Origin of the sequence: Rhizobium sp. NFACC06-2, assembly GCF_900101425.1 — a bacterium.
Taxonomy (GTDB): domain Bacteria; phylum Pseudomonadota; class Alphaproteobacteria; order Rhizobiales; family Rhizobiaceae; genus Agrobacterium; species Agrobacterium leguminum.
On the sequence record NZ_FMVA01000006.1, the window covers coordinates 229,258 to 252,376 of the forward strand.

General features: G+C 60.8%; 21 protein-coding genes. 8 read left to right on the plus strand and 13 right to left on the minus strand.

From position 1 onward, the window contains the following. Positions 1–4 precede the first annotated feature (4 nt). From F3H58_RS13190 to F3H58_RS13215, 6 genes are read right to left on the minus strand one after another with little or no spacing between them, the layout of a single operon-like run. Complete coding sequence (locus F3H58_RS13190; RefSeq protein ID WP_149742502.1) at positions 5–814, minus strand: inositol monophosphatase family protein; 810 nt, start codon at positions 812–814, stop codon at positions 5–7. After that, the gene (locus F3H58_RS13195; protein ID WP_149742503.1) at positions 811–1,647 is read right to left on the minus strand and encodes a glycerophosphodiester phosphodiesterase; all 837 of its coding nucleotides are present in this window, start codon (positions 1,645–1,647) and stop codon (positions 811–813) included. Before F3H58_RS13195 ends, F3H58_RS13190 begins: the two co-directional genes overlap by 4 nt. Position 1,648: 1 nt before the next feature. Continuing rightward, positions 1,649–2,683, minus strand: coding sequence for an ABC transporter ATP-binding protein (locus tag F3H58_RS13200; protein ID WP_149742504.1), 1,035 nt, complete (start codon positions 2,681–2,683; stop codon positions 1,649–1,651). A 9-nt stretch (positions 2,684–2,692) separates the two neighbouring features. After that, the gene (locus F3H58_RS13205; protein WP_149742505.1) at positions 2,693–3,517 is read right to left on the minus strand and encodes an ABC transporter permease; all 825 of its coding nucleotides are present in this window, start codon (positions 3,515–3,517) and stop codon (positions 2,693–2,695) included. 1 nt (position 3,518) lies between these two features. Then, positions 3,519–4,403, minus strand: a complete 885-nt coding sequence (locus F3H58_RS13210; protein ID WP_149742506.1) for an ABC transporter permease — start codon at positions 4,401–4,403, stop codon at positions 3,519–3,521. Further along, positions 4,400–5,551, minus strand: coding sequence for an extracellular solute-binding protein (locus tag F3H58_RS13215; protein WP_003521661.1), 1,152 nt, complete (start codon positions 5,549–5,551; stop codon positions 4,400–4,402). Before F3H58_RS13215 ends, F3H58_RS13210 begins: the two co-directional genes overlap by 4 nt. A 268-nt stretch (positions 5,552–5,819) precedes the next feature. On the opposite strand from F3H58_RS13215, the gene F3H58_RS13220 reads away from it, so the two are divergent. Next, the gene (locus F3H58_RS13220; RefSeq protein ID WP_149742507.1) at positions 5,820–6,002 is read left to right on the plus strand and encodes a hypothetical protein; all 183 of its coding nucleotides are present in this window, start codon (positions 5,820–5,822) and stop codon (positions 6,000–6,002) included. A gap of 48 nt (positions 6,003–6,050) precedes the next feature. On the opposite strand, the gene F3H58_RS13225 is transcribed toward F3H58_RS13220, so the two are convergent. Further along, the gene (locus F3H58_RS13225) at positions 6,051–6,254 is read right to left on the minus strand and encodes a CsbD family protein (RefSeq protein ID WP_080858073.1); all 204 of its coding nucleotides are present in this window, start codon (positions 6,252–6,254) and stop codon (positions 6,051–6,053) included. Between the two features lie 180 nt (positions 6,255–6,434). Between F3H58_RS13225 and F3H58_RS13230 the strand changes: the two genes are divergently transcribed. The 5 genes from F3H58_RS13230 (at position 6,435) to F3H58_RS13250 (ending at position 12,797) form a co-directional block, all read left to right on the plus strand. Continuing rightward, positions 6,435–6,761: a GCG_CRPN prefix-to-repeats domain-containing protein gene (locus F3H58_RS13230; protein ID WP_020810616.1), complete on the plus strand. Its 327-nt coding sequence runs from the start codon at positions 6,435–6,437 to the stop codon at positions 6,759–6,761. 195 nt (positions 6,762–6,956) lie between these two features. Then, complete coding sequence (locus F3H58_RS13235; RefSeq protein WP_149742508.1) at positions 6,957–7,652, plus strand: superoxide dismutase; 696 nt, start codon at positions 6,957–6,959, stop codon at positions 7,650–7,652. 114 nt (positions 7,653–7,766) lie between these two features. Continuing rightward, entirely contained in the window at positions 7,767–8,759 is a 993-nt protein-coding gene (locus F3H58_RS13240; protein WP_149742509.1) for a Bug family tripartite tricarboxylate transporter substrate binding protein, read from the plus strand. Between the two features lie 457 nt (positions 8,760–9,216). Continuing rightward, positions 9,217–11,007, plus strand: coding sequence for an ABC transporter ATP-binding protein (locus tag F3H58_RS13245; protein WP_149742510.1), 1,791 nt, complete (start codon positions 9,217–9,219; stop codon positions 11,005–11,007). A gap of 182 nt (positions 11,008–11,189) precedes the next feature. After that, a complete protein-coding gene (locus tag F3H58_RS13250; RefSeq protein WP_149742511.1) occupies positions 11,190–12,797 on the plus strand; it encodes an ABC-F family ATP-binding cassette domain-containing protein in 1,608 nt (535 codons plus the stop codon). Here F3H58_RS13250 and F3H58_RS13255 read toward each other — a convergent pair. From F3H58_RS13255 to F3H58_RS13270, 4 genes are read right to left on the minus strand one after another with little or no spacing between them, the layout of a single operon-like run. After that, positions 12,791–13,741, minus strand: a complete 951-nt coding sequence (locus F3H58_RS13255) for a Csu type fimbrial protein (protein ID WP_125146242.1) — start codon at positions 13,739–13,741, stop codon at positions 12,791–12,793. The genes F3H58_RS13250 and F3H58_RS13255 overlap by 7 nt on opposite strands. Further along, positions 13,738–16,176 (minus strand): fimbria/pilus outer membrane usher protein, encoded by a 2,439-nt coding sequence (locus tag F3H58_RS13260; RefSeq protein WP_149742512.1) that lies wholly within the window; start codon positions 16,174–16,176, stop codon positions 13,738–13,740. The genes F3H58_RS13255 and F3H58_RS13260 overlap by 4 nt, the downstream gene beginning before the upstream one ends. Next, positions 16,148–16,867: a fimbrial biogenesis chaperone gene (locus tag F3H58_RS13265; RefSeq protein WP_149742513.1), complete on the minus strand. Its 720-nt coding sequence runs from the start codon at positions 16,865–16,867 to the stop codon at positions 16,148–16,150. Before F3H58_RS13265 ends, F3H58_RS13260 begins: the two co-directional genes overlap by 29 nt. Positions 16,868–16,888: 21 nt before the next feature. Then, on the minus strand, positions 16,889–17,386 hold the full coding sequence (locus F3H58_RS13270) for a Csu type fimbrial protein (protein WP_149742514.1): 498 nt from the start codon (positions 17,384–17,386) through the stop codon (positions 16,889–16,891). Positions 17,387–17,745: 359 nt separating this feature from the next. Here F3H58_RS13270 and F3H58_RS13275 point away from each other — a divergent pair, with 359 nt between their 5' ends. Both F3H58_RS13275 and catB read left to right on the plus strand, forming a co-directional pair. Continuing rightward, positions 17,746–20,535 carry a bifunctional aconitate hydratase 2/2-methylisocitrate dehydratase gene (locus tag F3H58_RS13275; RefSeq protein ID WP_149742515.1) on the plus strand — a complete coding sequence of 930 codons (2,790 nt, stop codon included), beginning with the start codon at positions 17,746–17,748 and terminating at the stop codon, positions 20,533–20,535. A 331-nt stretch (positions 20,536–20,866) separates the two neighbouring features. After that, positions 20,867–21,502, plus strand: coding sequence for a type B chloramphenicol O-acetyltransferase (gene catB, locus F3H58_RS13280; RefSeq protein WP_149742516.1), 636 nt, complete (start codon positions 20,867–20,869; stop codon positions 21,500–21,502). Positions 21,503–21,566: 64 nt separating this feature from the next. Here the strand turns inward: catB and F3H58_RS13285 are convergent, their stop codons facing one another. Continuing rightward, on the minus strand, positions 21,567–21,893 hold the full coding sequence (locus F3H58_RS13285; RefSeq protein ID WP_149742517.1) for a tetratricopeptide repeat protein: 327 nt from the start codon (positions 21,891–21,893) through the stop codon (positions 21,567–21,569). A gap of 81 nt (positions 21,894–21,974) precedes the next feature. Then, positions 21,975–23,054 carry a LacI family DNA-binding transcriptional regulator gene (locus F3H58_RS13290; protein WP_149742518.1) on the minus strand — a complete coding sequence of 360 codons (1,080 nt, stop codon included), beginning with the start codon at positions 23,052–23,054 and terminating at the stop codon, positions 21,975–21,977. Positions 23,055–23,119: the final 65 nt, after the last annotated feature.

The window sequence follows — 23,119 nt, forward strand, 5'->3', positions numbered from 1 at the left end:
GCCGTTATGCGGGGTTCTTGGGCGGAACGCCGCGCAGGTGCTCCATGAGATAGGCATGGGTCGCGGCATTGGCGACGATCAGCGTACCGGTCTTTTCATAGAACTCCGGTCCGCGGCCCCACCAGTCGGTCACGATGCCGCCGGCCTCCTGCACCAGCAGAATGCCGGCTGCCGTGTCCACGAAGCCCGTTTCCTCGTAATAGCCGGTCAGCCGGCCGCAGGCGACGTAAGCGCAGGAATTGGCGGCGCTGCCGACCACACGGACCGCGCCGATGGGCGCACGAATGGCGTCGAGGCGCTGATAGGCGCCGGGATAAAGCTGGAGATTGGGCGTGGGCAGGCCGGTGCCGACGCACATCAGGGCGACATCGGTGCTGGCGTTGACCCGCAGGCGCTCGCCGTTGAGATAGGCGCCGTCTCCCTTGATCGCGGTGAACATCTCGTCGGAAACGGGATTGTAGACCAGCCCGCAGATCGTTTCATTGCCGCGGCGAAGCGCGATGGTGATGGTATAGTGCTGGCCGAAGAGGAAATTGGTGGTGCCATCGATGGGGTCGACCAGCCAGCGGTGATCCTGATCCGCCCCTTCGACGGGCGCGAATTCCTCGCCGGTCAGTCCCCAGGGATATTGCCCGAGCAGACGGTCGCGGATCAGCGTTTCGGAATCCCTGTCTGCATCGGAAACGAAGTCCCCCGGTCCCTTGACGCCGATCTCAATGTCGCGGAAGCGCCTGAAATGGTCGAGCGTCAATGCGCCGGCTTCGCGGGCGGTGGCGACCATGTGGTCGAGGATGGCGCTGTAATTGACTGTCATCGGCTGAAAATCTCGGCGAGCCCTTCCGGATCATCGGTGGTGATCTGGTCCACCTTAAGCCGCAGGAGGCGTTTCACCTGTTCTATGGATTGCGGTGTGACGCTGTTGATCGTCCAGGCGTCGACCCGACGACCGGCGGCATGGATGGGGGCGATGATATCGACACCGGCATCCTCGGCGGCAAGCACGATCTCGTGGGCGAGGTAGATCATGTCCGCATCGGGTGCTGTGGCAAGGGCGTCTTCGATGAAGCCCGGATAGTCTCCGCTTGCCTTCAGTGCGGCTAGCGTGCCGCGATGGCAGGGATCATATCCGGTGCGAAGGTCGGGGGCTGAGCCGGCAAGCGTGGCGATGGCGTCGAAATCGCCGCCCGACAGGATCACGGACTTTGCTATTGGCGAAACGCTCGCCCCGAAGCCGGCGACCACCTGCGGAGTAAGCGCTTGCCGGTCTTCCTTGAAATCGAGCTGGAGCAGGGCGTCAGGATGAACGGCGCCCTCGGCAAGCAGGGCGCAAAGGTCTTCGAGCAGCATTACCTTCGCATCGATGGGCAGGCCGTCATTGTCGCGCAGGTGGAGCTGACGCAGGGTGGCGGCGGATGTGTCGCGCACCCGGCCGGTGCCGGTGGTCTCCCGCTCCAGCGTCAGGTCATGCAAAACGGCGCAGCCGTGATCGGCGTGAATGACGAGATCGACCTCGATGCTTGCACCGAGCCGCATCGCCTCGATGATGCGCTCGCCAGTGAAGACCGGATCGTCAGCGCGGCGGCGGGCGCGATGCCATTTGAGCCATGTTCTGTGGCCGTCGCGGTCGATAAGGATCGGCTGGTTCATGTCAGCTCCGGTAGATTGGGCGGTTGTCGCGATAGGCCGTGACGGCACGGGGCGAAATCTGTACGCCCTGTCCCGTCTGGAACATATCCGGGTGGGCGACCATGGATTTGATCCGTGTACCATCGGCGAGATCGAGGTCGACAAGGCCGTGGGTGCCATAATCCGTCACCCGGTGCACATTTGCTTCCGGCGTTTCGGAAATCGTCAGATCGATGGCTTCCGGGCGAACGGCGAGAATGGCCGGTCCGTCGGAGACGGGGAGCGGCAGGGTGAAGTCTGCGCGCATGAAGGTTCCGTCTGAAACCGCGCCCTCTATCAAGTTCATGGTGCCGATGAAGCCGGCGACGAAAGGGGTCTGCGGTTCGCGGTAGATGACGTTCGGCCGGTCGATCTGTTCGGTCTTGCCGTTCGCCATCACGACGATGCGGTCGGCCATGGAGAGGGCCTCATCCTGACCGTGGGTGACGAACAGCGTGGTGATGCCGAGACGCTGCTGAATATCGCGCACCTCTTCCCGCAGCCGCTCGCGCAGATGCTGGTCGAGGCTGGCGAAGGGCTCGTCGAGCAGGAGTATTTTCGGTTCGAGAACCAGCGAGCGGGCGAGCGCCACGCGCTGCTGCTGGCCGCCGGAAAGCTGGCTGGTGGCGCGCTCGCCATAACCGGCAAGCCCGACGAGTTCGAGCACCGCCTCCACTTTCTCTCTGATGACGGCAGCCGGCATGCGGCGCAGCTTGAGGCCGAAAGCGAGGTTTTTGAAAACGTTCATATGGCTCCAGAGCGCGTGGCTTTGAAACACCATGCCGGTCGGCCGCCGCTCTGGCGGCAGGTGGGTGACATCTTCGCCATCGATGGTGATCTGCCCGCCCGTCGGTTGCTCGAAGCCGCCGACCATGCGCAGCAGCGTCGACTTGCCAGAACCGGAGGGGCCGAGAAGGCAGACGAGTTCGCCATCGGCGACATCGAGCGAAAAGCTGTCGACTGCCTTTGTCCCGCCGGAATAGGTTTTTGTGACCTGGCGGATGTGAAGTACGGACATGATGATTTCCTAACCGCCGAAACCGCGGGCGAATGCGCCGCCACCGATGACGCGGCGGGCGAACATGAGGGCAATGAAGGACGGCACCCAGAGCAGGACGGACAGGACCGCGCCATACTGGATGACCATCTGGTTGTTGATGTAGCTGATCATCAGCACCGGCATCGTGCGGATGCCCGGCGCGCCGATCAGCCATGCGCCTTCCGTCTCGTAAAAAGTGCCGACAAAGCTCAGCAGCACGGCGGCGGCGATGGTCGGTCCCGCCTGCGGCAGCGTAATCGACCAGAAGACCCTGAGCGGACTGGCGCCAACATCGCGGGCCGCCTCTTCCATGCGTCGGTCGACGGCCTGAAATGCCGCCACGGGAATCCAGATCATGAACATCAGCGTGCCGACGAGCTGGATGAGAACGACGCCCCAGAAGGTGCCGATGAGGTTGAGCTGCAGGAAAATGGCGGCAATCGCGACCAGAAGCCCGAATTTCGGGAAGGCGTGGCCGGCAAGGAAGGAGAAGAACAGCAGGTTGCGGCCGGGAAAGCTCATGCGCGCAAAGGCATAGGCGGCGGGAAGGCAGATCACCGCCGAAAGCAGCGTTACCACAGTCGTCAGCCGCAGGCTAAGCATCAGCGCGTTCCACACATCGGCGCGGCCGAGCGTCTGGCCCCAGAAGCGGAAACCGAACTGCTGGGGAATGACGTTGGGAAAACGCCAGACCTCGGTGAATGCCCAGGTGCCCACCACAAGCAGCGGCCCGACGATGGCGACGGTGAGAAGGGTGGCGAAAAATATGCCGGGCCAGTCCATGCGCGTTTGCGCCGGCGTGAGGGTCGTCATGTCATTTCCCCTGGTTGCGTGCGACCGAACGCACGTAGAACAGGCCGAATGCGATGCAGAAACCGAAAGCGATGACGGCCTGGGTCATGGCGCCGATGGGATCCTGCACTTCGCGCAGCGTGCGCTGCATGAAGGGGCCGAGCATTTCGGGAGAGGCCGGTCCGAGAAGATAGGGCAGGGTGAAGGAGGAAAAAATGCCGAGCACCGAAAAGGAAAGCGCCACCAGAATGGAATTGGAAATGCGCGGCAGGATGATGTGCCAGAAGACTTGAAGCGCATTTGCGCCCACATCCCGCGCCGCCTCCACCGACTGGTTGGCGACGCTGCCAAGCCCTGCGAGCAGGATCAGAACGGTCAGCGGAATATTGTCCCAGACGAGACCGATGACCGGCCCCCACGGCGTGAGATAGGGCGTGCGGATTTTCGGCAGGTCGACCGCATTGAGCAATATGTCCACCATGCCGTTGGGTCCGAGAACGCGGATGAAGGCGAAGGCGAGGATGATCGAGGGCACGAACATCGGGAAGATGGCGAGCGCCTGCACATAAGCCGAAAGGCGGCCTTGCGAAAAGCGCAGGTAGAGCGCGATCGGCAGGCAGATCGCCAGCAGGAGTATCGCGCAGACCATTGTCGTCCACAACGTCACGGCAAGATTGTCGAGGCTGTAGCGGTCCGAGAAGAAGAAGCCGTAGCTTGAAAGATCGAAACCCGTCTCGCCGTTCGCTCCGGTGCGCCAGACGGTGCGGCCGATGGCGTTGATGGCAGGCCAGATGACAAGCCAGATCATCAGGAACACGGGGATGGCGACGAGCAGGAGGCCGACTGGCCTCCTGCCTGCCGTATTGTCGATGAGCGGGCGAACCGCTCCTTCCGCAACCTCGGTCACGACTTGCGGTCGACGTTGGGAGCGACGTTGCGATACCAGCCATCATTGATGGCGGTTTCCCATTTGCCGGCCGGGAAGGTCGGAATGGTCTGCGGGATGATGTCGGCGAAACGCTTGCGCAGTTCGGCCGGCACATAGTCCCAGGAAACGCCGGGAAAACCGCCGAGTTCGGTGAGGATCGCGCCCTGGATTTCTTCCGACAGCACGAAATTGGCGAGCTTCAGGGCAGCATCGCGATTGGCGCCGTTGGCAAGCACCACGGCGCGCGAGAAATCACCGCAAAGCGCCAGATCCTGAAGCTGGACGAGGCCGGTTTCTTGCGGCAGAACGCCCTGATCGATGGCCTTCAGCACCTGATCGGACCAGACAGGGGTCATGGTGACGACGCCCTGCGAAAGCAGCTGCAGCGACTGTGTGTTGCCGGAGGAATATGCGCCCTTGTCATAGAGCGACGGGGCGATGTCGTTCAACAGCGCCCATGCTTTGCCGAGAGCCTTGTCACCGGCTTCCTGGGTGTAATTGTCGACCGTGAAGGCCTTGGGGTCGAGGCCGTTGGCCTGATGGATGGCGCGGCGGACGAAGTTTCCGCCGGAGCCGCCCTTGTCGGGACGGTTATAGACGAACTGGCCGGGATTGGCCTTGATCCATTTGACGAGTTCATCCCAGGTCTTCGGTGCATCCGCCGGCTTGAGCTTGCTGGTGTCATAGGCGAGCAGAACCTGGCTGCCGCGATAGGGCAGACTGTATTCGCTGCGGATGGCAAGCGGGTTGACGCGCGAATAGTTGGAGAGGCCGGCTTTCGCCATGTTCACATAGATGCCGGCATCGATGCCGCCGGTGGGCAGCAGCGGATCGGCCGTTTCGAAATAATCGGCCTGCGGATCGGTGCCCGTCTGCTTTGCGGCGATGGCGCGCTCGCCGATGGCCGTGATGCCCGCGCTGTCGCCGGCATCGACGAGGTTGAGCTTCAGGCCGGGATTGGCGGCTTCAAAGGCGGGCTTGATCGTATTGGACCAGAAATCGAGGATATTCGTATCCGAACTGGTGTACCAGTCGATCGTGCCCGGAGCGGCGAAGCTCATGCGCGGTGCAAGGGCGAGACCGGCGGCGGCGCCTGCGGCGGACATCATAAAGGTGCGGCGTTTCATCTATGTCTCCGATGTTTTCGGCGCGAGTGGAACTGCTGAGCGCTGACCCCGGGAAAGATGGGGAAGGCTCTGGCCGGTCGTTGCACAGCCGTGCATTTTTTGAACGGGCCGGCGGCGGTTCTAATGTCTTTCCATAACGCTTTCGTGACGGTTGCTGCCGACAGCACCGCCGGCGCACACTGTCCGGGTGGCCGTTCGAAAGCAGGCCCTACACAAGGCGTTGTCGGGCAGATAGAGTGATCGCGATTGGATTGGAGGGAGGGGAGCGATGATCGCAGCCTATATCGACGAATTTATCATGTTCTTTGCCGGCCTGTGGATGACATGTGTCGGCTTCGGTTATCTGCCGTTGTCAAAAAACACGGTCAATCAGCCGCCGGTTGTTCGTCACTTCAAATGGATGGGGCCTCTGCTGATCGTTATTGCTGCCGTTCTGGCCGCGGCCAGCTGACCGGAGAATCTTCCGCAAAGAAAAACCCCGCCGAGGCGGGGTCTTGTCTTACCAGGGCTGACGTCCATACCAGTCGTCGATGTCTTTCCTGGCCCGGTCCTTTTCGTAACCGTAGCGCTCCTGAATCTTGCCTTCGAGCTGTTCGCGCTTGCCGTTGATGACGTCGAGGTCGTCGTCAGTGAGTTTGCCCCACTGCTCCTTGACCTTGCCCTTCATCTGCTTCCAGTTGCCTTCAACGCGGTTCCAATCCATTGGTGCTCTCCCTTTTTTTGGCTTGCACCGGTAAATGTCCAAAGCTGCGCTGGGTTCCCTCCGGCGGCCGGAATGTTCGGCGTAACTGTGGCCTGCCGCCACGAAAAGATCACGATTCATTCAGCCGCAGTTCACCCGGCGGGGCGCTAAATCCTCTCATCCCACAAGGAGGGAGATAAGATGCGCAAGATGATTCTAACCGCCGGATTAATTCTCGGCGCCCTGTTCGGCACCGGCGCCAACGCCATGCCTGTCGGTCAACCGTCTGCACCTTCGGCATCCCACATTCAAAAGGTGGATTATGCCTGCGGACGCGGCTTCCATTTGACCCCGCGCGGCTATTGCCGTCCGAACGGACCGCGTTATGAGCGCGGCTGGGACCGGCGCGACCGCTGGGAAGCTCGCCGTGAATGGCGCGAGCGTCAGGCCAGACGGGAATGGCGTGAGTGGCGCGACCGCAGAGATTATCGCGACTACCGCGATCGTCGCGATTATTATCGATACTGATCGGGCAAGGCCCTCTCCACGTCGAGAGGGCCTTTCTCATATGGGTCGGTGAGGTCCATCGACCCTCGGGGAGGGTGTGAATACAGCGTCCCCGCTGCAAATCAGCATGGGCTTAGACAGAATTGCCTTCAATGTGAGGAAACCCGGACGGCAGTTCGGGGTTAGTGCCGTATCACCGTTCATAAGGAGGATACGATGGACATCACCAGGCGCACCATTCTCACCGCCGGCGCAGCAACCGCCGCCGCTGCAATCTTTCCCCACCCGCACGTCGCGCGTGCCGCGCTGCCCTTGACGCAGCCCAAACTTCCTTTCGCCGAGGCCGATCTCGCGCCAGTGATTTCGGCGAAAACGGTGGGTCTTCATTACGGAAAACACCACAAGGCCTATTACGACAAGCTGAATGCGCTTGCCGCCGGCACGCCCTATGCCGACATGGAGCTGGCGGATATCGTGACGAAATCCGCCAAGTCCAAAGAGGCGGCGGACGTCAAGATCTTCAACAATGCCGCACAGGCGTGGAACCATGTCGCCTATTGGGATCAGTTCGTACCGGGCGGGCCGAACCGGCCGACCGGCGATCTCGCCGCTTCGGTAGAGGAGACCTTCGGTGGCTATGATGGTTTCATCAAACGTGCGGTCGATGTCTCCGATACGGTCTTCGGCACCGGCTGGGTTTGGCTCACGCGCGGCGATGACGACCGGCTCGCGCTGATCGGATATGAGGACGGCAAAAATCCCGTCGCTGTCGGTCGCCCAGCCTATCTCGGCATCGACATATGGGAGCATGCCTATTACGTCGATTATGAAAATCGCAAGGCCGACCATATTCGCGCCGTGCTCGACAAGCTGGTCAATTGGCGGGTCGTCGAAGAGCGCCTGAAATCATAACGATCCTCTTTCTCCTGAAACCTGCAGGGAGTGGCCGGCCGCCTGCGGGTTGCCCTGAGGTGCATTTGAGCTACTATGCGCCCATGGCGAGGAGGCCATGTTACAGGAGGGTTCATGATTTACCGGTCTTCAAAACGGCGCATGGTGCTGAAACTTGCCGCTGCGGCGGTTTCTTTCGGCATGCTGGGAACGGCTGCGGTCGCGCAGCAGGGCTTCCCCGATCGAACGATTACTCTGGTCGTTCCTTTCGCGGCGGGCGGCTCTACCGATGTGGTCGCGCGTGTTATCGCACAGAAGATGGGTGATGAGCTCGGCCAGCAGATCGTCGTTGAAAATGTCGCCGGGGCCGGCGGCAATCTCGGCGCTGACCGCGTGGCCCGCGCCGATCCCGACGGCTACACGATCCTGATGGGCACGGTGGCCACCCACGCTCTCAACCCGCTTATTCTCAAGACCAAGCCTTACGATCCGGAAAAGGATTTTACGCCAGTTTCGCTGCTCGTGGTGGTGCCGAATGTGCTGGTCGTCAATCCGAAGCTCAACGTCAACAGCGTGGCGGAACTGATTGCTCTCTTGAAGGCCGAGCCGGACAAGCATGCCTATGCTTCTTCCGGCAATGGCACCCCGCTGCATCTTTCCGGCGAGCTGTTCAAGAGCATGGCCGGTGTCAGCATGCAGCATGTTCCCTACAAGGGCGCAGGCCCGGCGCTTAACGATCTGCTCGGCAACCAGATTTCCATCATGTTCGACAATCTGCCGTCTTCGTCCGGACATATCAAATCCGGCACGTTGCGGGCGCTCGGCGTCACGACCAAGGAGCGCGCCTCGTCCTTCCCGGATCTGCCGACAATCGCCGAGACGGTGCCGGGTTATGAGACCTACACCTGGAATGCGCTCTTTGCGCCTGCCGGCACACCGGCTGAGGTGGTCGACAAGCTGAATGCCGCCGCCAAGAAGGCGCTTGCCGATCCGGGGGTTGCCGGACGCATGGCGGAATTCAGCGCCAAGATCGTCGCCTCTTCGCCTGATGAGCTGAAAACCCACGTTGCGGCGGAAATCGCCAAGTGGGGACCGGTGGTCAAGGATGCGAATGTGCAGATGGACTGACCGGTAACGGCAGATACCATTCCGATTTTCCGCCGCACATCCTGCCGGTTGCGGAAATAAGGACCTGACAAAGCCGTGGCCGATGCCGCTGTCGCATCGGCCACGATTTATGTTGTCGCACCCGGCCGGTGTGGCGATTCCGCATCACTCACCAGCCGGTTGCAAAAACCCGCTTGGCAAGCTTCAACCGCTGAGTTACAAATTTCACTACCGCGTCAGATCGAACAAAGGGAGGCGTTGCATGACACCAGCATTCTTCGAAACCCTCCCGCAGGGAATGACCCGACACTAGGTCATATCCATTCGCGGCCCGCCTTGAGCGCGCCCGACATGCGGTTTTACTTTCCCCCATAGCCCGATTGATCTGACGGGATCACTTCGTCTCCCGCCCGGGCTGTGCCATCCAACTTCCGTTTTGAGGACCGGTCGCCGATTATAGGGCGCTGGGCTGGTAAAAATGACTCGCAAGAAGCTCGATTTCCGCGCCGATGCCTATCGACATGTGCTCGGCTTTGTTTTCAACCATTGGCGTCATCGGCCGGCGCTGGTGGGTTTCATCATCGTTCTGGTGATTGCCAGCACGCTGGCCGAAGTGATGGTGCCGGTCTTTTCCGGCCAGATCGTCGATGCCATTGCCGGTGGCAACGGGGCAGACAAGGCGCTGCGCGCCTTCGTCATCGTGGTGGCGCTGGGGCTGGTGAGCGTGGTGCTGCGCTGGTTCATCTTCAACGGCATCATCCGGCTGACACTGAAAATCATGGCGGATGTCGCCAATAACGGCTTCCACAAGGTGCAGCGTTTCTCCACCGACTGGCATGCCAACAGCTTCGCCGGCTCCACGGTCCGCAAGATCACGCGCGGCATGTGGGCGCTGGATTCGCTCAACGACCTGCTGCTCGTCGCGCTTTTGCCTTCCATCGTCATGCTGGTGGGCGCCACCATCGTGCTCGGCAGCTACTGGCCGGTCATGGGCCTGATTGTCGGCCTCGGATCGCTGATCTATATCGGCGTCACGGTCGGCCTTTCCATGGGGTATGTGTCGCCGGCGGCAAGGCTTGCCAATGCCTGGGATACCAGACTTGGCGGCGCGCTGGCGGATGCCATCAGCTGCAATTCGGTGGTCAAGGCCTTTGGTGCCGAGACCCGCGAAGAAACGCGGCTGGGCCATGTGCTGGTGAAGTGGGATAACCGCACGCGCAGGACATGGAAGCGTGGCACGCTGAACGGCACGATCCAGAGCTTCATGATGGTCTCCATGCAGGCCGGCATTCTGGGCACGGGCCTCATCATGTGGCAAAAGGGGCTTGCGACGCCGGGCGACATTACCTTCGTACTGGCGATGTTCTTCGTGTTGCAGGGGTATCTGCGCGATGTGGGGCAGGATATCCGCAACCTGCAACGCGCCGTCAACGACATGGAAGAGCTGGTGCTGCTGGACAAGATGCCGCTCGGCATCGAAGACAGGCCGGATGCCGGACCGATCAGGATCGGAAAGGGCGAGATCGTCTTCGATCACGTCACCTTCCAGTATGGCGCGCATCCAACGCCGCTTTACGATGACTTTTCGGTCACCATCAAGGCCGGTGAACGGGTGGGTCTGGTCGGCCATTCCGGTTCGGGCAAGACAACATTCGTCAAGCTCATCCAGCGGCTTTACGACATCAAGTCGGGCGCGATCCGCATCGACGGCCAGAATATCGCAGGCGTCACGCAATCGAGCCTGCGCGGCCAGATCGCCATCGTGCAGCAGGAGCCCATCCTGTTCCACCGCACGCTGGCGGAAAACATCGCCTATGGCCGGCCGGACGCCACGCGGCGTCAGATCGAGCAGGCGGCGAAACAGGCCAGCGCCCATGATTTCATCATGTCCCTTCCCAAGGGTTATGAGACGATGGTGGGTGAACGCGGTGTCAAGCTGTCCGGCGGCGAGCGTCAGCGTGTCGCCATCGCCCGTGCTTTCCTTGCGGATGCGCCGGTGCTGATACTGGACGAGGCCACTTCCAGCCTCGACAGCGAAAGCGAAGTGCAAATCCAGCAGGCGATGGAGCGGCTGATGGTCGGCCGCACCACGCTCGTCATCGCCCATCGGCTTTCCACCGTCAGGGCGCTGGACCGGCTGCTGGTCTTCGACAAGGGCAGGATTGTCGAAGAGGGTGACCATCAGGCGCTGATCCGCCTCAACGACGGCATCTACCGCCGGCTGTTCGAACGGCAGGCGCTGGAGCTGACCAAGGGCCTGGTGGCCTGAAAAAAACCAAACGCCGGGGGTATCCTCCCGGCGTTCCCTTCCCGAACATTGACCCCGCGCCACGAACACGCCGCTTTTTTCGCGTATGGGCGTGTTCTGCGCAACACCAACAGGACGGTGAACCATGGATTTCCACCCGATCACAAAGCCGCAACGCCTTGTCATCAGGGGAACCCATATCCATGCCGCATTCCATAACTCTCTCGGACCTCTCGTGGTCGACACCCGACGGTCATCCGCTCTTTTCTAACATCAATCTTCGCTTCGGACCCGAACGCACCGGCCTCGTCGGGCGCAACGGTGTCGGCAAGACGACGCTTCTGAAACTGATCGCCGGCGAACTGTCGCCGTCCGCGGGCACGGTGTCCGTCTCGGGCAGCGTCAATCTCCTGCGCCAGAGCGTGCAGGTTGTGTCCGACGAGACCGTCGCCGACCTGTTCGAAGCGGGCGAGGCGCTGGACGTGCTTGCCCGTGCGCAGGCGGGAACGGCCACTCTGGAAGAGCTTGAAGGCATCGACTGGATGCTGGAGGAGAAAATTGCCGGGGCGCTCGCGCAGGTCGGGCTGGACGCCTTGCCCTCCACGCCGCTTTCGGCGCTATCCGGTGGACAGCGCACGCGGGCCGCACTTGCCGCTCAAATTCATGCAGCGCCGGATTTCCTGATCCTCGACGAACCGACCAACAATCTCGACCGGGACGGACGCATTTTCGTTGCCGATTTTCTGGCGGGCTGGCGCGGCGGAGCGATCGTCGTCAGCCATGATCGAGAGCTTCTCGAAACCCTCGATGCGATTGTGGAAATGACCACGCTCGGCGCCACCCGTTACGGCGGCAACTGGAGCCAGTACCGCGCACAAAAAGCGCTGGAGCTGGCCGCCGCCGAACAGGACTTCGCGAATGCGGAAAAGCGTCTGTCCGAGGTAAAACGCCGGTCGCAGGAGGCGCTTGAGCGCAAGGCCCGCCGCGATAGCAGGGGTGCTGCAAAAGCGGCGAGGGGAGACATGCCGCGTATCCTTGTCGGTGCGATGAAAAGGCGTGCCGAAAAGACGAGTGGCGACAACGCCAATCTGGCCAGCCGCCTGACAGCCGAGGCGACGGAAGACCTGAAGACGGCGCGTGAGCGGATCGAAATCCTGCAGGGGGTCAGTGTAACATTGCCGCCCAGCGGGCTGCACGCGACAAAAACCGTGCTCAGCCTGCAAAATCTGACTGCAGGGTATCAGGCCGAACATCCCGTGCTTCACGATCTGTCCTTCGAGATCATCGGGCCGCAACGCGTTGCCGTCACCGGTCCGAACGGGTCTGGAAAAACGACGTTGCTTTCGGTGATCACGGGGGACTTGCCGCTATTCGAAGGGGCGGTGCATGTCGGGGTGAAGGCTGTGTTTCTCGACCAGCAGGTCAGCCTGCTCGATGCGAGCCTGTCCATTCGCGACAACTTCCTTCGGCTTAACCCTAAGGCCGGGGAGAATGCCTGCCGCTCCGCGCTTGCGCGCTTCATGTTTCGTGCCGATGCCGCCTTGCAGATCGTTTCAACGCTCTCGGGCGGGCAGATGCTCAGGGCCGGTCTCGCCTGTGTTCTGGGAGGCCCGCAGCCTCCGCAATTGTTGATCCTCGATGAACCGACCAACCATCTGGATATCGATTCCATCGCGGCCGTGGAGGCTGGCCTTCAGGCCTATGACGGCGCCTTGCTGGTGGTCAGCCACGATGAGGCCTTCCTCGCCGCCATTGGCATCGAAACGCGGCTGGAACTTGGGAAGTCAGAGATGCGTTCGGGCGCTCAGTAGTTCACCGTCACGACGACCGTATCGGAGTAGTTTCCCGGCGCTGGCGTGTTCTGCGCCGGGACGCGGCCATAGACGGTCAATGTCTGCAGGCTGCCCGTTCCGGTGCCGGTGGCTATCTCGCCCGCCGCACTTCCCCAGACGTTCGTGCGGTTCACGTCGCGGTAGAGACCATAGGTTATCGATCCGCCCGCCTGCACCATCTGGCGCGCGGCGGGCGGGCTGTTGCTCAGGCCGCCATTGAGCGCCACACTGTAGTTCAGATTGGTGGTGCAGGTCAGATTGATCGCTCCGGTCGCATTGACTGCCGTGTTCAGCACGCCGTGACTGCCGAAATCGATGTTCTGGGCCGAGATGATGCATGTCGGCGCCACTGCGGCCGACACGTTGAACGGCACCTGCGTGGGGTTCTGGTTCACGGAAGAGCAGCTCGGTGCAAGCAGGGTAAAGGTCGTATAGGTGAAGCTCGTTTCCGCGCCGGCGAAGCTGGAAAGATAAAGGCCGCGTGCTGCCGAGGCCTGACCGGCGTTGATCCGGCCATAGACCGTGCGGCTCGTGGTGTTGATCAGGAGCGGCAGTGCCATGTCGATTGGCGGAGGCGAGCCGAGTGCGGGCTGCGTGACCGATCCCCATGAGGTTGTCCGCGCCGAGTTCTGGTAGAGCTGGTAATTGAGGATGTTGCTGCCCTGAAGCATGCGACGGATGCCGCCCGACTGCCCGCCGCTTCCGGCATTGATGTTGGGGCAGATGCGGATGGAAAGCGCCAGCGACAGGGGGTTGGAGCAGGTGACTGACAATGTCGCCGTCGTGTCCACGGCGCTGCCGCTTGCCAGATTGACGAAGCCGAAATTCATGTCCGACATGCTGAAGGTGCAGCTTTGCGCCAGTACCGGTGAAGCCGGGAGGAAAGCGGCGATGGCAAGGGCGGTACGGGTCAGGACCTTCATGGAATGCTCCTGCATAGGGTTTCGAAAGTTGCGCGTGAATTGCCGGCAGAAGGCACGGTGATCTGCGCTTCGCATTCGCCCTTCGTCGGCTGTTTGATGCGGAGCCGATGCGTCTCGCTGATATTGTCGAGATAGGCCTGTCCGTCATAACCGACGATGAAATCGCGCTTGCCGTCGATTTTGCCGGTCGATCCGGTTTCGATGAATTCGCCGCTCTCGTCTTTCAGCGTCACCAGCGCCACCTGCCCCTCGGTTTCCACCTTGAAATTGACCACCGCGCCGGCCTGTTGTGTCGGCCTGACGGTCTGTTTCGTCCGGTCGATGCGGGCGTCGACCGGAAGATTGCTCGGGTCGAGCGTGATGTTGTTGACGTCATAGGAACGCAGGTTCGGGAGCAATATCTTGCCGCGGCGGTTGGTCTGGCCGATGGGGCGGTTTTCCAAAAGGATATCGACGCCGGGCGCGCCCGCATCCACCACGGCGAAAGCGTCGTCGATCCGGTTGCCGACAAAGACATCGCCGCCGGCGAGCGCTATCGATCCTTCGATCTGCGCATAGGCCTGCGTCGTGCGGTTAAATTGATCGACGCCGGCCGAAACGCGTGCGGCGCTGCCGCGGTAACTGCCGGAAGCGGAGGCGATGTCGTTGCCGCCGGTCGAGCCGCGCAAACGCCAGCCATAACTTCCCTCGGCCTGCTCTTCGGATTTGCCGACCTCAGCCGTCAGCGAATATCCATCCGCATCCGACGACATGCCGGCCGAGCCGGAGACGCCGCCGCCGAACGACCAGGAGAGGCCCGCAAAGATGCCGTAGGATTTGTTGTCCTCGAGGTCCTTGTAGGCGGTGATGAAGATATTGCCGTTCTCGCCGAACGGCCGCGTGGCGGAAAGGCCGAGCAGCCGGGATCGCCTTTCATCGAAGGTTTCGAGTTCCGTATAGGAGAAATTGAGGCTGGTCTCATCGAAACCGAGCTGGGTGGAAACGGAAATCTGGTCGAGTGCACGCGGCGGCCGCGCGCTCAGCAGCCCGGATGCCGTGCGGATATCGGACAGGTCGGCGGAGACGGAGGCCATATCGTGATAATCGCCGAATGTCCTTTGCGACCGTGCGTGAAATTTTACCCCCAGCAATTCCGCTTCGACGCTTGCGGAAAGCTGATAACCGCTTTCCGCGCCAAAGCGGCTCGATGCGCCCGAAACCGCCGCCAATCCCTGCGCTCCAAGGGTGAAGACGCCGCCAAAGCCGATATTGTAGAAATTCTCACCGCCTTCCGCATGGCCTTCCAGCGTCAGACTGTCCGACACGCCATAACGCAGCGTCGCAGACCCCAGTGGTTTGTCATCGTAATCGAAGGACGAGGTTCCGTAATTGCGCCGGGCAAAGCCAAGTTCGGCCGAAAAATCGATGAGGCCCTGCGCCAGCAGATCCGGTGAAGCATAAAAGGGCGTTTCGGACACGGTTTCGCGCCCCAGCGCATCCCGCACCACCAGCCGCGCATTGCCCGCGCCGCTGATGACAGGGAGATTGGTGATCGAGAACGGCCCTTCGGGAACATCCTGCGACAGGCGGCGGACATTGTTGACATAGACGTCGACGGTGGAGGGCACGGCAGCGGAGCCGGCAAATTCCGGCATCGGCATGGTGACGATATCCGGACGCAGGTCGAAATTGCGGCGTATCTGCAGGCCGCCCAGCCGTGTCGGGCGTGTCCAGCTCAGCCCGCCGGTGATGAGATCGCCGGCCCGATAGCTCGTCAACGTGTCCTCGTCCGAATAGCTCCAGGTGGTATCGAGACGCTGGGTATCGAACTCCGACAGGCGCGATGTGCTCAGAACCTGCGATGAGGACAGCACGCCGAGCGGACCGAAGGCCCTGCTTTCCAAAAGGGCCGAGACGCCGTTGAAATCGGCGATATCAGACCATTTGTTGCCGCCGGAGGAACCATAGATCGTGTAATTCACCAGACCTCCAAAATCGCTCGTGGCCTTTTCCCGGGTCTCTTCGTCCTGCTTCTGCGCAATCTTGCCGGAGGCGTCGATCACCCTGTTCGCCCGCGCCGCCATCGGCAGGGTGAAATGCATGGACTGGCTGCCTTCATCGTAGCGCGGCACCACATCCGGCAGCCGGGAAATATCGATCCAGCCATCATCGCCGGCAGCGCTTTCAACCGGGGAAATCCCGATATTCGTGAGCTGTTCCGGCTCGATGAGAAACGATCCGGCGTCGTTTTGACGAAATGTGGCGATCAGTTCTGTCGAAACATCGTTGATGTAGACTTCGAGCTGCAACTGTCCCGCTTCTTTTGCGGCAAAAGAGGCCGGTTGCGCCGCAGGGGGAATATCCTGCGCCACGGAGAAACTGCCCGATGAAATGACCGTCAGAGCGGCAATCGTCAAAACGGCAAGATCAGCCGCCCGAGACGCGCGCCGTCGCATTGACGGGGCCGCCTTCGCTGTCTGCCGAAATCTTCAGCGTGCCGCCGCCTTTCTTGCGGCCCGTTGCCGGAACCACAAAGCTTGCGGCGGATCCGCCAAGCACATATCCCACCAGCCCCTGCTGCCGGGCAAGCGCCTGCCCGTTGCTACCGGAAAGCATCAGGTTGGCGATCCTTATCCTCTTTGCGCCCGTATTGGACACCGAGACCCGGTAGCCATTGCCCTGCGGCGTTATCTTCCAGGCCGGTTCTGCGTCGCCTGTGGAGGCGGGTGAGAAGAAAACGGGTATGGAGTGGCGCACCACCAGATTGACCGTGCCGGATTGCGGTCTTCCCGCCGGCGGCAATTCGTCGACGATGACGCGGTAACTCTCTTCGGCCCTGAGCGGCGCCTTGGAAAGGCGGACGATGCGGATGAGGTTTTCCGCGCCTCCCTTCAGTTGCGTCATCGGCGGGCTGGCGACGACGTCCTGCGCCGCCGTATAGACGTCCTGCCCGTTCTGCTGGGTCCAGCGGAATATCCTGACCTGAACGTTGATCGGGGTTTTCGCATCGTTCCAGATGCGGAGGCTGGAGGCCGCCGTGGGCGCTTTCAGATCCAGAAGCACGGGTGCGACCCGTAGCGATGCAGACTGTGAAGGTGAAACACTCAAACCGGCAAAAAACGCAGCCGCTAAGGTAAAAACACGCATGCGCGATCCTCCCTGTGGCGATCAGTAGTTGAGCGTGGCCGTCACCGTATCGGTATAGACGCCGACCGCGGGTGTCGTCTGGGCAGGAACGCGCCCATAGACCGTGAATGTCTGCGGCGCCCCGGTTCCGGTTCCCGTTTGCCGGTCCGTTCCCACGGTGTTCCCCCACACCGTGCTACGTGCCGCAGTTGTATAAAGCGAGTAGGAAATGGTCGCACCCGCAGGCGATGTCATCAGACGGTTGGCGACCGTCGCGCCCGAGCCGGCGCCGGCGCTGAGGCCGAGACTGAAAGGGGTACTGGCCGTGCATTGCACGACAATGTCGCTGGTCGCATCGATATTGCTGCCGATCACACCATTCGTGCCGAAATCAAGGTTGCCGGCAGAATTGATCTGGCATGCGGCCTGAATGGTGATCTGGACGTTGAAATTCGTCGTAGCGACCTGGGCGACGCCGGATGCCGGGGTGAGAACCAGCGCCGCAAATGATAACAAATAGCCTGATGCTGCAAACTTCATGCTGCCTCCCCAAGCTGCTGCGCTGATGATTTTTCGATGCGCAACATGGAATTACTCCAATAACGGGTAATTAGAATAATCTAATACTCGTACCGATTTGGTTAATAAATTCTTAATGAGGGATGCCTGAAAAACCACTGGCTGAAATGCAGCATCCGCCACAATCAAAGGTGTCGCGACGTGGTTGCAAAGCACAGGATCGACGCTAAATCCCGTCTACGAGTTTTTTACTGAAATGCGACATCTTGTCAGCCGGCCCCGGTTGGCGTACTCGAAATCGATAGAAACCCGGGCCGATCAACAGTACCGTTCGGTGACGCTGTGTTCGGCCCCATAGACATCATGACGTTGGGATTGCGATGAACCTTTACTTGGATTACCTGGCTGAAATCAAAAGCAGAGAACCACAGGGTCTCGCGCCCAAGCCGATCGATGACGGTGCGTTGACCGCCGAAATCATCGAACTGATCAAGGATGCAGGCAGCGAACACCGCGCCGATGCCCTGAAGTTTTTCATCTATAACACATTGCCGGGAACCACGAGCGCCGCCGGCGTGAAGGCTGCGTTTCTGAAGCAGATCATCCTCGGCGACGTCATCGTCCCTGAGATCACCCCGACCTTCGCGCTGGAACTGCTGTCGCACATGAAGGGCGGCCCGTCGATCAAGGTGCTGCTCGACATCGCGCTCGGCAACGATGCTGCAATCGCCTCCAAGGCGGGTGAAGTGCTGAAGACCCAGGTCTTCCTTTACGATGCCGACATGTTCCGCCTGCGGGATGCCTACAAGGCCGGCAACGCCATCGCCAAGGCCGTGCTGGAAAGCTACGCCAAGGCCGAATTCTTCACCAAGCTTCCGGATGTCGAAGACGAGATCAAGATCGTCACCTTCATCGCCGCCGAAGGCGATATTTCCACCGACCTCCTGTCTCCCGGCAATCAGGCGCATTCGCGCTCCGACCGCCAGCTGCACGGCCAGTGTATGATCTCGCCGGAAGCGCAGGCGCAAATCGTCGCGCTGCAGAAGCAGCATCCGGACAAGCGGGTGATGATGATCGCTGAAAAGGGCACGATGGGCGTTGGCTCCTCGCGCATGTCGGGCGTCAATAACGTGGCGCTGTGGACCGGCAAGCAGGCCAGCCCGTACGTGCCCTTCGTCAACTATGCCCCGATCGTTGCGGGCACCAACGGCATTTCGCCGATTTTCGCCACCACCGTCGACGTGACGGGTGGCATCGGCATCAATCTGAAGAACTGGGTGAAGAAGCTCGGTGAAGACGGCAAGCCGATCCTCAACAATGACGGCAACCCCATCCTTGAGCAGAAATATTCGGTCGAGACCGGCACGGTCCTCAAGATCGACGCCAAGAATCGCAAGCTGCGGGACGAAAACGGCACCGAGCTGGTCGACCTCGCTTCGTCCTTCACGCCCCAGAAGATGGAATTCATGAAGGCGGGCAGCTCCTACGCCATCGTCTTCGGCAAGAAGCTCCAGACTTTTGCCGCTGAAACGCTTGGCGTCGAGGCGACCCCTGTCTTTGCACCGAACAAGGAAATTTCGATCGAAGGCCAGGGCCTCACGGCCGTCGAGAAGATTTTCAACCGCAACGCCGTTGGCGTGACGCCTGGCAAGGTGTTGCACGCCGGCTCCGACGTTCGCGTCAAGGTCAACATCGTCGGCTCGCAGGATACGACCGGTCTGATGACCGCGCAGGAACTGGAAGCGATGGCGGCCACCGTCATTTCGCCGCTGGTGGACGGCGCCTATCAGTCCGGCTGCCATACGGCGTCCGTCTGGGACAAGAAGGCTCAGGCCAACACGCCGAAGCTCATGGCCTTCATGCACAATTTCGGCGTCATCACCGGCCGTGATCCGAAGGGCGTCTATCACTCCATGACGGACGTGATCCACAAGGTGCTGAACGACATCACCGTTGATGACCGGGCAATCATCATCGGCGGCGACAGCCACACCCGCATGTCCAAGGGCGTCGCCTTCGGTGCGGACTCCGGAACCGTCGCGCTTGCGCTCGCCACGGGCGAGGCGACCATGCCGATCCCGCAGTCGGTCAAGGTCACCTTCAAGGGCACGATGCAGCCCTACATGGACTTCCGCGACGTTGTGCACGCAACGCAGGCGCAGATGCTGCAGCAGCACGGCGACAACGTGTTCCAGGGCCGTATCATCGAAGTTCATCTCGGAACGCTGCTTGCCGACCAGGCTTTCACCTTCACCGACTGGACGGCCGAAATGAAGGCCAAGGCGTCGATCTGCATTTCCGAAGACGAGACGCTGATCGAGTCGCTGGAGATCGCCAAGTCGCGCATCCAGATCATGATCGACAAGGGCATGGACAATGCCGCACAGACGCTTAAAGGCCTGATTGCGAAGGCGGATCAGCGCATTGCGGAGATCCGTTCCGGTGAAGTTCCAGCATTGAAGCCTGATGCGAATGCGAAATATTTCGCTGAAGTCGTCGTCGATCTCGATGTCATCAACGAACCGATGATCGCCGATCCAGACGTCAACAACAACGACGTTTCGAGACGCTACACGCACGATACGATCCGTCCGGTTTCCTATTATGGCGCTACGAAGAAGGTCGATCTCGGCTTCGTGGGCTCGTGCATGGTGCACAAGGGCGACGTGAAGATCGTCGCGCAGATGCTGCGCAACATCGAAAAGACCGAAGGCAAGGTCGAATTCAAGGCTCCGCTCGTCGTTGCCGCGCCGACCTACAACATCATCGACGAGCTGAAGGCGGAAGGGGATTGGGAAATCCTGCAGAAATATTCCGGCTTCGAATTCGATGATATCAATCCGAAGACAACGAACCGGACCGAATACGAAAACATCCTCTATCTGGAACGCCCGGGCTGCAACCTGTGCATGGGCAACCAGGAAAAGGCGGCGAAGGGTGACACGGTTCTGGCAACCTCGACGCGTCTCTTCCAGGGCCGTGTCGTTGAAGACAGTGCCGAAAAGAAAGGTGAATCGCTTCTGGCCTCGACCCCGGTCGTGGTGCTGTCCGCCATTCTGGGCCGTACGCCGAGCATCGAGGAGTATCGTTCCGCCGTCGAGGGCATCGACCTGACGAAGTTCGCTCCGCCGAAGACGACGCCAATCGATTCCCAGTCGGTGCATTACTGAGATCGTGATTGTCGCCGTGCTTGGGCTACAGGCTCCGCGATGGCGATGCACTGAAAACGCCGAATGAACGTGGACAGCGGGGAGAAATCCCCGCTGTTTTTTATGGGTGGCGGCGCTCCGACCAGACCATTGGAGACTGGCGACATGTCTCGGCTTGGCCTTCGCCTCTTTTTGCGGTAACCAGACTGAATGATAAAAGCATCGAGTATCACCTGCATTTAGCTCCCGCCGCAGCGCGAGGAGCATCGAGCGAAAAGCCGAAAGGCTTGGCGCTCGGCGTCGGCTTGTCTGAAGGCAAGCGAATGCGAACATATGCAGTGAGATTACTCCAATGGAAAATTACTTCGAAAGCCCGTTCCGGGGCATCACGCTTGACAAGCAGGTCAGGAACCCGAACCTCGTGGTCGGGAAATACAGCTATTATTCCGGCTATTATCACGGCCACAGTTTTGAGGATTGCGCCCGTTATCTGCTGCCGGATGAAGGCGCGGACAGGCTGGTGATCGGAAGCTTCTGCTCGATCGGTTCGGGTGCCGCCTTCATCATGGCCGGCAATCAGGGCCATCGCAACGAGTGGATCAGCACCTTCCCGTTCTTCTTCATGCCGGAGGTGCCGGAATTCGAGAATGCCGGCAACGGTTATCTGCCGGCGGGCGATACCGTCATCGGCAACGATGTCTGGATAGGCTCGGAAGCGATCATCATGCCCGGCATCACGGTCGGCGATGGCGCCGTGATCGGAACGCGGGCGCTGGTGACGAAGAATGTCGAACCCTATGCCATCGTCGGCGGCAATCCCGCAAAAACGATCCGCAAGCGGTTCGATGACGACAGCATCGCCCTGCTGCTCGAGATGAAATGGTGGGATTGGCCGGTGGCGCGCCTGAAGGCGGCAATGCCGCTCATGACCAGCCGCAATGTCGCCGAGCTTTATCGGTTCTGGCGATCCGATAAGCCGCAGCCGTAAAAATGCCCGGCCCGTTTCATGGAGGCGGGCCGGCGCTTTCGGGTGATATGGGTGAAGGCTCTCGTCAACTGACATCCTTCAGGGCGCGTGACCGCAAACGTCGCAGCCGGACCTCCATCTGCCTCTTTGCCTGAATGTCGCCACGCCTGACGGCCACCGCGATGCCTTCCAGCCACGCCGCAATGGCACCGTCGTCATCTCCCAGCCGTGTGCGACATTCGCCGAGTCCGGCCCAAACCGCCGAATAGTCGGGATCCTGCCGGATGGCCTCCTGGAGATGAAGCGCTGCATCTTCGAAGTGCCCGGCCGCCTTGAGCGTCTTTGCGATTGAAAAGCGCAGGAGCGGACTGTCCCGTCCGTCTTCCAGCATCCTCATGAGTTTTTCGATCATCGTTGTCCCGTTGCAATGGTGAAGCACCATGCAATCGGTACGACCTCAAGCGCGGTTGAGGTCAAGCGGGATTTCGCGCGGTCACTTCGCCAGGCGACGCAATGCAACCGGGTCCCATATGTCGTCGAGCGGGCCTTCGAGAGCGGTTCGCGGGGGAATGAGCTTCGGTTCGATGATGGTAACTTCCGGCTCGGTCCGGTTCTCTTCCAGCAGTTCGAAACCCTTTTCGAGCATCTGCGCGATATCGGGCTTGATCATATAGACCGGGAAGGGAAGGAAGGATGCGAAAGGGTCGTAGTCGAAGCAGCCGACAACGATGTCGCCGAAGGCCTCGCCATCATGACGCCCCATGAAACGCAGCAGGCCTTCGAAATTGATCGATGAATTGACGAAGAAACAGCGGGGCAGGCGGCCCCTGCGCTCGAAGAAACGTTCGAATGCCAGCTCCGTCATATGTGGTGAATAGCCGGTGATCTCGATATCGTCTCCGCTCTCCGCCCCGAAATAAGCGGCCTTGGCGGCGTGGAAGCCGTCGATACGCTCGCGGCTGGCGTGGTCATCATGACCGCCGAACAGGATGACGTCGTCAGGGCCGAGAGGCCCGCCTTTTTCCGCATGGGCAAGGATCGCCGATGTCAGTATCTCCGCACCGTGCCTGTTATCGGAAATGACCGAGGGTACGAATTTGCCGGGAAGGTCGATATTGACATGCGGCAGTGCTGCGCGGGCGCAGACCTGGTGCACGCCGTCGGGATCGGTCGCGCCTGCAATGAAGAGGGCATCGATGGAATAGGCGATCAGGGTCTCCACGGTGCGGCGTTCTTCTTCAGGATCGCGCCGCCCGGAGACCACCATGGGCGACAGGCCGCGTTTGCGTGCCTGCCCCTCGAAGGTCTGCGCCATCGATGAAAAGAACCGGTTGTCATAAATGGGCACCAGAAGCCCGACGAGACCGGATTTCGAACTCCTCAGACCGCGGGCCTGCAGGTTGGTGGTGTAGCGATGCGCCTTGGCGAGCGAGAGAATCCTGTCGGCAGTCTCCTCCGAAATCCGCCGTTTGCGCCACGATCCGTTCAACACCGCGCTCACTGTCGAGGCTGATGCGCCCGACAATATCGACAAGTCATAAATGGTGGCTTTCTTGGAACTTATAGCCGTCACTGCGATCTCCCCAACTGATTCCGATTATTAGAGCACACATCCCCTTGACGGAAGGGCGCTTCATG

Excerpts from the sequence above, each read along its gene's own strand:
- F3H58_RS13225 (WP_080858073.1), bottom strand. The coding sequence starts at position 6,254 with ATGGATTGGAACCGCGTTGAAGGCAACTGGAAGCAGATGAAGGGCAAG.
- F3H58_RS13250 (WP_149742511.1), top strand. The coding sequence starts at position 11,190 with ATGCCGCATTCCATAACTCTCTCGGACCTCTCGTGGTCGACACCCGAC.
- F3H58_RS13270 (WP_149742514.1), bottom strand. The coding sequence starts at position 17,386 with ATGAAGTTTGCAGCATCAGGCTATTTGTTATCATTTGCGGCGCTGGTT.
- F3H58_RS13190 (WP_149742502.1), bottom strand. The coding sequence starts at position 814 with ATGACAGTCAATTACAGCGCCATCCTCGACCACATGGTCGCCACCGCC.
- F3H58_RS13285 (WP_149742517.1), bottom strand. The coding sequence starts at position 21,893 with ATGATCGAAAAACTCATGAGGATGCTGGAAGACGGACGGGACAGTCCG.
- F3H58_RS13205 (WP_149742505.1), bottom strand. The coding sequence starts at position 3,517 with ATGACGACCCTCACGCCGGCGCAAACGCGCATGGACTGGCCCGGCATA.
- F3H58_RS13200 (WP_149742504.1), bottom strand. The coding sequence starts at position 2,683 with ATGTCCGTACTTCACATCCGCCAGGTCACAAAAACCTATTCCGGCGGG.
- F3H58_RS13230 (WP_020810616.1), top strand. The coding sequence starts at position 6,435 with ATGCGCAAGATGATTCTAACCGCCGGATTAATTCTCGGCGCCCTGTTC.
- F3H58_RS13240 (WP_149742509.1), top strand. The coding sequence starts at position 7,767 with ATGATTTACCGGTCTTCAAAACGGCGCATGGTGCTGAAACTTGCCGCT.
- F3H58_RS13215 (WP_003521661.1), bottom strand. The coding sequence starts at position 5,551 with ATGAAACGCCGCACCTTTATGATGTCCGCCGCAGGCGCCGCCGCCGGT.
- F3H58_RS13265 (WP_149742513.1), bottom strand. The coding sequence starts at position 16,867 with ATGCGTGTTTTTACCTTAGCGGCTGCGTTTTTTGCCGGTTTGAGTGTT.
- F3H58_RS13235 (WP_149742508.1), top strand. The coding sequence starts at position 6,957 with ATGGACATCACCAGGCGCACCATTCTCACCGCCGGCGCAGCAACCGCC.
- F3H58_RS13220 (WP_149742507.1), top strand. The coding sequence starts at position 5,820 with ATGATCGCAGCCTATATCGACGAATTTATCATGTTCTTTGCCGGCCTG.
- F3H58_RS13245 (WP_149742510.1), top strand. The coding sequence starts at position 9,217 with ATGACTCGCAAGAAGCTCGATTTCCGCGCCGATGCCTATCGACATGTG.
- F3H58_RS13195 (WP_149742503.1), bottom strand. The coding sequence starts at position 1,647 with ATGAACCAGCCGATCCTTATCGACCGCGACGGCCACAGAACATGGCTC.
- F3H58_RS13260 (WP_149742512.1), bottom strand. The coding sequence starts at position 16,176 with ATGCGACGGCGCGCGTCTCGGGCGGCTGATCTTGCCGTTTTGACGATT.
- F3H58_RS13255 (WP_125146242.1), bottom strand. The coding sequence starts at position 13,741 with ATGAAGGTCCTGACCCGTACCGCCCTTGCCATCGCCGCTTTCCTCCCG.
- catB (WP_149742516.1), top strand. The coding sequence starts at position 20,867 with ATGGAAAATTACTTCGAAAGCCCGTTCCGGGGCATCACGCTTGACAAG.
- F3H58_RS13275 (WP_149742515.1), top strand. The coding sequence starts at position 17,746 with ATGAACCTTTACTTGGATTACCTGGCTGAAATCAAAAGCAGAGAACCA.